This window comes from Acidithiobacillus sp. TH-A35 (assembly GCF_057473505.1).
In genome coordinates this window covers 1-8,249 of sequence record NZ_JBYCKR010000310.1, presented here as the reverse complement: position 1 = coordinate 8,249, position 8,249 = coordinate 1, and the positions used below count along the sequence as shown (strand labels likewise).

The following is an 8,249-nucleotide window of genomic DNA, read 5'->3' as shown; positions in this document are numbered from 1 at the left end:
CCGGGCGTGGATTGAAACGACTGTGGCGTTACCATATCATATCATTGCAAGTGTATCGCCCGGCTTATAAACCGGGCGTGGATTGAAACCGATTTATCAATAATGATCAGTCAGCAGGCGCTGGTATCGCCCGGCTTATAAACCGGGCGTGGATTGAAACTTATGCTAAGAACGTACTACAAAACTCTAGCACCAGTATCGCCCGGCTTATAAACCGGGCGTGGATTGAAACTCGTGGTGCTCATCAATACCTTGATCAGTTATGTGTTTGTGGCGCCGCCTGTCAAATTGGACGGACGGCTGGTTTGCCGGGCGAGTTTTACTATAAAATTTTTCGCAAATACAGATTTTTATATAAAAATCGCCTCAAGCATCCCGCCGTCCACAGATATCATCCTGCCCATTCTCTCGCGCCGCCTTATCCGCCTCCGCTGCCGCCTCATTCGGCAAGGCGTCTTCTTGTGAATCGCCAATCACGGCATCGCGGCCCGCCATGAACGATGCCCAGGCGTCCTCGATGGCGTCAAAAGCCTTCTCTGGCACCGTTGCAGCGTACTGCTTTCTGCGATTTTTCGAGACACTGCCGGCATTCTCCATGCAAGAGCGGATCAAGACGGACAAATCCTTGTTACGCACATCATGATGGGCGTCCACCTGAGCATATACGGCATCGTAACACCGCAACGCATCGACTTCCGACCGCAAATCTTCCTGCAGTGCGGACTTCGCCATTTCCAGACCAAATCGTACCTGATCGGTGGCATCCCAATAGCGGTAGGCGGTCCCGTCACCGCGCATCGTGAACTCAAACCGATCTTCATCGATCCAGTGCACATCCCAAAGGTTACGTGCAGGAACAGAGAAACTCTGCAGAGACTGCAAATACCGTTGCTCATACCGTTTCATGGCGACGGACACCGGCAATAGTATCCTGCCAACCGTGGGACTCTCCATCTGCCCGGATTGCGCCAGTGTACGGTGGAACAAAAACCGCGAAAGCCGGCCATTACCATCCATGAAAGGATGCGCGTAAACAAAGGCGAAAGACACCACGCTGGCCGCCACCAAAGGATCCACTTCTTTGTGCAATGTATCTGCCATGCGCGTGATATGCGGCATCATCTCATCCAGCAACTCCGGTGATGGCGGAATGTAAGAGACGCTGGCTGCCCCGCGCAAGCCGTTTTGCAGCCAGTTTTGGGTGCCGCGATAACCGGCGGCACGATCAAAAGGATTGGTGATAACCGCGTTCTGGAGGCCAGTTAAATAGGTTTCATCACAAACATCGGGATTGAAAGCCTTCTGCAGCAGATCTGCAAACGCCTGGGCCTTGTCATACGGCACAGACTCACGCTCAATGGCAAAAGAGCCTTCCGTCTCGCTCAGGTAGGCCCAGGCAACAGCCCGGTCCACAATCCGCTGATCCGTATTCTCAAAAAAAGATCGTACCTGCCCCAGGATATCTTCTTCCAGAAGATGCTGAATGGCTTCCGTGCGCCGAACGGTTACGCAATAGTCCAAACCGCCTAATCCGTTGAAGGCTATCCGCCAGCGACTGTCTTTCTGCGAAACGCAGGAAGTGATATAGCGTTCCGGATCAAAAAGCGGAACCGTAGGCGCTGTAATCTCTGGCACATCAGTTAATCGGTGTCCAGTTGCATGTTCCCACAGGTAAGCCGTGATGCGCAGATAGGCGCTATTGGGTTTTCCACACAAGGCATCTTGCAATGAATCGGCGGAAATGTGCGGCATGGCTCCGAGAAGAATGGGCAAGTTCACGCCTTCGTACTTGAGCGCAAACAAAACGTGGTCCAGCGGAGACTCGCTTTTCGGAGCAACCCCGATTGGCACCAGAAGACCATCAGGCTCAGGTGTTACCCGCGTCACAGGTGCAGTTCTCGCAGGTTGCGTTATGGGGAACACCGGCAAGCGCCAGTGATCCCGCAAAAATGAATAACCTATAGGTTGACCCATTTTTTCTTCAGCCTCCGAATATTTTCTTCAGAATAGCACAAAATCCACAGTTTTTCTTCAGAAGATGGGCTCGGAAGGCGCCCGGAGCGGACATTTTCACCGAGGCCGATTGTAACTCAGGATTTTTGATCTTCCACCCAGTTTTCCACTACTAACCCCGGATATTTCACAAAGTCCTTCACATTGTTGGTAACCAACGTCACCTTCAACGATAGCGCGTGCGCGGCAATCAATTTGTCGAGATGATCCCTCTTGGCTTCCCGAGTCGCCAGCCTCACGGGACCGTAAGCGTTCGCAGCCGCAACGTCAAAAGGCATAACCGGAATATCCTCGATCAACGAAGACAGATGGGCCAACTCCCGTTCAGGATGGGTAGACATTTCCACGCCATACACCAACTCCGCATAGGTAATAGCCGAGATGACGACATCTCCGGCATAGCACTGCGCGAAGCGATTTGCCACCACTTCCGGCTGGTGTTTCATGAGGTAGATGCAGATATTAGTATCCAGTAGGTAGCGTGGCATCACAGTGATTCCCGCTCTTTCTGCTCCTGTTCTTCCCGTGCCTGGGCCGTCACCTCTAAGGAAAATCTGGAGAATTTCTCCATCACCCCGGCCAAAGAACGACGGGCTGGACGAATCCTGATCTCATCACCTACGCGTTCAATCTCCAATTCCAGATCCGTCCTCGTGTAGGCCATCCCGGAAGGGATACGCACTGCCTGCGAATTCCCATTTTTGAACAATCGAGTAGTAGTCATAATCATGCTTATCCGCAGTCTAAGTAGAGGTCAGTGTAGGATGTTCGCCATGCGGTGTAAATACACGGATATACATTTCTGTCGCGTGGTTCATCACCAGTGATGCAGCATGTCCCGCCGGGCATCGGCTGGATTGCTGATGTCAAAAGCCTGTCATCACTGGTACGATCTGAAAATAGAGACGCCCAAACATCACTGGCGCCTGGCCGGACACATCGAAAACGGTCAGGAGTGTTTCAGTGACCCTGCCAATGTTGCACCCGTGCTTTTTTAATCTTGACCTGTCCAGGAGATTCCGTGCTTACCATGCGTTCGCGTCTTAGCAAGCTGCATTTGCTTTGTTTGGGCCTGTTGTTCATGTTATCGACCACGGGCACTGTGGCTGCGGCAGCAACGCCTGCCGATATGCAGGATTTCAATCACTACACGTTTGCGGTTATGTGGCATCCCGGCGTTTGCGCCACATGGACCAATGCCGGCGCCGCTTGCAAAGATCTTTCGCCCGAAGCCAAAGTCAATCAGGAATGGACGATGCATGGCCTTTGGGCGAGTCGCCCCCAGAAATTGATGGCCTCCGGCATGAACGGTCCGACCTGGTGGCACTATGGTTGTTACTGGTTTAATCCTAATCACGCTTTGCCCAAGGACAGTTGCGCGAATCCCGCCTTGAATCTGCCGACTCAGTTGCATCAGCGTTTATACGCGCATATGCCTATGGCCAACATCTGCCTGGATCGTCATGAATACTACAAGCACGTCGCCTGTTTCGGTGAGACTCCGGAGCAGTTCTTTCCGAAGGAACTGGATTTGCTGGACAAGCTCAATGCGACGTCCTTTACGGCATTTATTCGGAATCATCGAGGCCAATGGGTCTCTCGCAACGCCATCCTTCATGCTTTCGCGGAAAGCTTCAAAGTCAAAAACGGGGATGCTCTGGAATTACGTTGTGAAACGCCGGGTCGACATACCCATGAAACGGAACATCAAGGGACTATCCTGACTCAGGCCTGGATTACCATTCACCAGGATAAGCTGGATGAATTTCCCGCAGCGGGGAGTCTGGAAGAGGGCCGTAAAGGAAACTGTGCGGAAAAAATTCATATACTAAAATAATCAACCACGTGCGCAGCGCGTGCCGGTCAATCCAACCGCAACCAACCCTTGCGGTAAAACACCCAGGCCGTCAGCACCTCCACCAGCACCAGCCCGCCCGTCACCACGACAAAGCCGTAACGCCAGTGCGGAAAAGGCCCCAGCGGCACGTTCATGGCCACAGCTCCCGGTATGAAGAGCGGTATGGTCGCCAGAATAATCAGTGCCGCCATGAACTTGAAGAGGTGGTTTACATTGTTGTGGACTACATAGGCATACGATTCCAACAATTCACTGATAGTCGCCTGGTCACTGTCTACCTGATCCCGCACCTGGGACAGCTCAATGCGTGTGTCTTCATGGATCTCCATCAAGTCAGCATCCTCGGCGGGCAAGAAATGGCCGATTTCACTGACCACATATTCCAGTTGCAGCAGGCCCAGATCGAGCGCCAGCAGGCGGTCGTTAATATCCAGGCCGCGGTACACCACGTCATGGCGCTGGGCCTGGCGCAGATCCCGCTCCACCACAACCATCTCCCGAGCCACTGAACGCGCGGTAGGCAGATAATTGCGGGTGACTTCGGCGATGATGCGTAGTACCAGTTCCCAGCGCTTACGTGGTTTCTGCGGATCGATCAATCGGCTCAGGAAGGGAATCTCCCGCTCGGTCAGGGTGACAAAATAGCCGGGTACGAAATACAAACTCAGGGGCACCAGCGTGAATTGTCCCGCTACGCCCGCTTCCGGCATGGGCACCTGGAATTGCAGAGAAATCAACCGCTCCTCTTTGATCAGCGGGCGCGACGCCTCGCCCTCCAGACGTTTGCGCAGAAAGCTCTCGGGGATATCCAGGGTCGCCGCCGCCTGCGTCAGCTCGTTGGCCGAGGGGGCCACCAACGCCATCCAACTCCGCCGGTTGGCGTTCCCGGACAGCAGAGAATCGCGGGTGATGTGCATCATGGAGTTGCCCTCACATGGAAAAAAAGCCGTGTTTACGCGCCCAGCGCGCGAACAGCAAAGTGACACCAAAGACATAGGCAAGTAATCCGAACCAGAGATAATGCCAATGCTCAAGAGGCAGCGGCGTCATCATGTGCCAGGGCATGATAAAGGCGATCGGCATCATGAGCAGGGCCAGCCATACCGTCATGACCTTCATCACCGTATGGGCATTGTTCTGGATGATGCCATTATAGGCATTGGTCACGGCCAGATAGCGTTCATGAATCAGATTCACACTGTCCTCTATCCGGTGCTGCTCGCGCAATGCCGCGTCCAGCAACGGATAGACCGGTGACTCACCGGGTGTGGCGCGCAGCGCATCACGGAGAATAAGGCCGGTTTCCCGCAGAGCGATAACCAGTTCACCGAGGTCGCGATTCAGGGCGACAATCTGCCGCAGTTCCGCGTTGCCCATGGCGGTTTTCAGGGCCATGCGCAGCGCCTGCAAACGTTCCACCAGCACCCGCGCTACCCGCTCGTGACTATAGATGGCATTCAGCAGCACGCGTTGCAGCAGTTCGCCCATAGCGGTTTGCCGTAACTCGCCCAGCCAGTCCTGCTGCAACGGCTGGATCAGCCCCTTCTCACCCAGAATCGCGAGACTCTGCGGCGTATGGTGCAGGGTCAAGTGCGCCATACGCGCCACTGTGCCGAATTGCACATCTTCCTCCAGCAGTGCTACGGGCAGGCGCAGGGTCATCTCGTCGTTGTGACAATAAAGACGTTGTTCTACGCCGTGCCGCAGCGCGGCTTCCAATTGCGGACACAGATGCACCTGCTCCGGCGTCAGCAGAAAAAGGCCGTCTGCCGTGTAGCGTTCGGCGGCGATCCAGGCCCCTGCGGTTTTATCGTAAAACTGGCAACCCATGGCGCGCGCTCAGATCCAGTCTTTCTTACGGAAGACCATGAACAGTATTCCGGATACCGTAAATCCGCCCCCCATGAGCACCGGCCACGCATAGATCCAATGTTGCAGGGGCAGGGGTACGTTCATCCCGTAGATGCTCGCCATCGTTGCCGGCGCCGCCACGACCACGGTCCAGGCCGTGATGATTTTCAGGGTGTTGCTGATATTGTTTTGCAACACGCCGACGTAGGCATCCATCATATTGGTAATAGTGGAGGCGTAAATTTCGGTCATGTCCCGCGCCTGCTGAAGATCGATGAGGGCATCGGCGATGTCTTCCAGATCACCCTCGTCCTGTTTGAGCAGCGGCAGCCGCATGGTTTGCTGCGCCACCGAGATGTTGCCCTTGAGCGCCGAAGAAAAGAGGATGAGGCTTTTATTGAGGGCCAGGAGGCGGAAAAACTCCCGGTTATTCTGGGAGTCGCGGAGGATTTTCTCGGTGGCGGCGATTTCGGCATTGATGATGCGCAGAGCACGCAGATAGTCCCGGGCGATGGCCTGAAAAATCTCCGCCAATAGCCCGCGCACATGCAGGGCCTTGCCGCGCTGGCGCTGTCCGCGCAGCTCCTCCCAGAGGGCGAGGGGCTGGGCGCTGGCCGTCACCATCTGCTGGGGCAGAAGCCAGAGCCCCACGGGCAGGGTACGGAAGCGCAGTTCGGCGTCGGCCTGCATGGGGGCGGGCACCTTGAGAATGATCAGGGCGATATCGCCCTCCCGCTCCAGACGCGGGCGCTCATCCTCATCGGAGACGTCCTGAAACAGATAATCCGGCACCTGCAAATGCTTGGCGACAAAATCCAGCTCCGCAGCCGTCGGCGCTACCACCTGAATCCAGGTTGCCGTCGGCGGCCACTGGAAGTCCGCGGCGACCTTCAGTTCAGCATCCGTCTTTTCGTTAAACCAATGCAGCATTCCGACCCCTCCGTGCGTCCGTCAGCCCGTTCATATCCAGCCCTTCCGCCTGAAAATCAGTGCCAGCCCCGTAGAAATGCTCGCCCCCAGAGCCAGCACGACCCAAAAAATCCAGCCGGTCTTCTGAAACGGCAGTGTCGTATTCACGCCGTAGAGGGTCGCCAGCAGGCTCGGTACATAAAAGATCATGGCCAGCACGGTCACCACCTTCAGACCATGATTGATGTTGTTCTGCACCATGCCTGCGTAGGCGTCCATCATCGACGTACTGGTCCCGGCATAGACCCGCGCCCGCTCATGGGCCACCTGCAATTCCAGCAGAGCGGTGTCGATCTGCTGGGTGGCGGGCAGGTCGTCGCGGATTTCCGGCAAGCGGGAAATTTTGAACGCCGTCGCAATATTGCCGACCAGTGCCACCTCAAAGCGGGTCAGGCTCTTGCTGATTTCCAGCAGGGTAAAAAAGTCGCCATTGCTCTGGGTCCAGTCCAGTTGCTGCTCGTTATCGTGGATGGCGGCATTGAGTTGATGCAGGGCGTCTTCGTAGCTCTGCGCCAGAATCTTGAGGATAGCGGCGAGAATTTCGACGCTTTCCGGTGGGCTGGAAAGATGCTCCATCTGCTCGAAAAAAGGCGATAATGGCGCAAAATCCCGGGCCAGCACCGTGGTAATCCGGGTCCCTTGCAGGATAATGCCCAAGGGCCGTTGTTCCCAGCTATCGGTATCCGCGTCATTGCCTTTTACGGGGAATTGCAAGGTGATGAAGACGCGTTCGCCATCGCGGCGCAGCCAGGAGCGCTCATCGGGATCGAGAATATCCTGGGCAAAATCCCAGTCGTCCGCCAACTGCCCCACCCGTTCCCAGTCCGCCGGGCGCGGCGCCGTGAGATGCTGCCAGCCGCCCTCGTTCACCAGCGCGGCGCTTGATGCGGGGGTATGGTGCGGATCTGCTGGCAGGGACACATCCATGACGCTCTCCTGATCAGAAGCGGGCTGTTTCGGTGCCAGCGTCCGGAATCCGCGCCTATGGAGAGCGCCGCACGCCGTGACCCTTGGACCGCAGGACGGAGCCTCTTATACTGGACTTTCCGTCAACCTGTAAAGGGAATACCGCCGTGAGCAGCGCGCAGCAGCCACCCGAAAGCAAAGCCTTTTTACCTCTCGCCGTAGCCATCCTTACCGTCTCCGACAGCCGCACGCCGGAAACCGACAAGTCCGGCGACAAAATTGCCGAACTCGCCAGCCAGGCCGGACACCAGATCGCCGCCCGCCAGATCATCGCCGATGATGCCGAAACCCTGCGCGCGCAAATGCGTGACTGGATCGCCGACCCCGCCATCGACGTGATCATCGCCACCGGCGGTACCGGTGTCACCGGCCGCGACGTCACTCCCGAAGCCCTCGCCCCCCTCATCAGCAAGCCTATCCCCGGCTTCGGCGAACTCTTCCGCATGCTCTCCTTTCAGGAGATCGGCACCAGCACTATCCAATCCCGCGCCGAAGCCGCCATCTGCGACGGCACCATCGTCTTTCTCCTCCCCGGTTCCACCGGCGGCGTCCGCCTCGGCATGGAGGCCATCATCATCCCGCAACTGGATAT

At 56.3% G+C, this 8,249-nt stretch carries 10 protein-coding genes; 3 read left to right on the top strand and 7 right to left on the bottom strand.

Annotated features, from left to right (window positions below; all coding sequences use genetic code 11):
- Positions 1–366 precede the first annotated feature (366 nt).
- The 3 genes from AC2VNK_RS09855 to vapB all read right to left on the bottom strand — a co-directional run bounded on the left by AC2VNK_RS09855 (position 367) and on the right by vapB (position 2,737).
- On the bottom strand, positions 367–1,803 hold the full coding sequence (locus tag AC2VNK_RS09855; RefSeq protein ID WP_486883625.1) for a Fic family protein: 1,437 nt from the start codon (positions 1,801–1,803) through the stop codon (positions 367–369).
- A 287-nt stretch (positions 1,804–2,090) separates the two neighbouring features.
- A complete protein-coding gene (locus tag AC2VNK_RS09850; protein ID WP_486883624.1) occupies positions 2,091–2,501 on the bottom strand; it encodes a PIN domain-containing protein in 411 nt (136 codons plus the stop codon).
- On the bottom strand, positions 2,501–2,737 hold the full coding sequence (vapB, locus tag AC2VNK_RS09845) for a type II toxin-antitoxin system VapB family antitoxin (protein ID WP_486883623.1): 237 nt from the start codon (positions 2,735–2,737) through the stop codon (positions 2,501–2,503). The genes AC2VNK_RS09850 and vapB overlap by 1 nt, the downstream gene beginning before the upstream one ends.
- A gap of 139 nt (positions 2,738–2,876) precedes the next feature.
- On the opposite strand from vapB, the gene AC2VNK_RS09840 reads away from it, so the two are divergent.
- Complete coding sequence (locus AC2VNK_RS09840; RefSeq protein ID WP_486883622.1) at positions 2,877–3,011, top strand: hypothetical protein; 135 nt, start codon at positions 2,877–2,879, stop codon at positions 3,009–3,011.
- A 32-nt stretch (positions 3,012–3,043) separates the two neighbouring features.
- A complete protein-coding gene (locus tag AC2VNK_RS09835) occupies positions 3,044–3,850 on the top strand; it encodes a ribonuclease T2 family protein (RefSeq protein WP_486883621.1) in 807 nt (268 codons plus the stop codon).
- Between the two features lie 26 nt (positions 3,851–3,876).
- Here AC2VNK_RS09835 and AC2VNK_RS09830 read toward each other — a convergent pair whose 3' ends face one another.
- The 4 genes from AC2VNK_RS09830 to AC2VNK_RS09815 are packed head-to-tail and all read right to left on the bottom strand — an operon-like array spanning position 3,877 to position 7,618.
- Positions 3,877–4,791, bottom strand: coding sequence for a CorA family divalent cation transporter (locus AC2VNK_RS09830; RefSeq protein WP_486883620.1), 915 nt, complete (start codon positions 4,789–4,791; stop codon positions 3,877–3,879).
- A 10-nt stretch (positions 4,792–4,801) separates the two neighbouring features.
- Positions 4,802–5,701 (bottom strand): CorA family divalent cation transporter, encoded by a 900-nt coding sequence (locus tag AC2VNK_RS09825; RefSeq protein ID WP_486883619.1) that lies wholly within the window; start codon positions 5,699–5,701, stop codon positions 4,802–4,804.
- Between the two features lie 9 nt (positions 5,702–5,710).
- The gene (locus AC2VNK_RS09820; protein WP_486883618.1) at positions 5,711–6,652 is read right to left on the bottom strand and encodes a magnesium transporter CorA family protein; all 942 of its coding nucleotides are present in this window, start codon (positions 6,650–6,652) and stop codon (positions 5,711–5,713) included.
- 30 nt (positions 6,653–6,682) lie between these two features.
- Positions 6,683–7,618: a magnesium transporter CorA family protein gene (locus AC2VNK_RS09815; RefSeq protein ID WP_486883617.1), complete on the bottom strand. Its 936-nt coding sequence runs from the start codon at positions 7,616–7,618 to the stop codon at positions 6,683–6,685.
- A 146-nt stretch (positions 7,619–7,764) separates the two neighbouring features.
- On the opposite strand from AC2VNK_RS09815, the gene moaB reads away from it, so the two are divergent.
- Positions 7,765–8,249 (top strand): molybdenum cofactor biosynthesis protein B (gene moaB, locus AC2VNK_RS09810; RefSeq protein ID WP_486883616.1); only part of this gene is annotated, 485 nt, incomplete at its 3' end.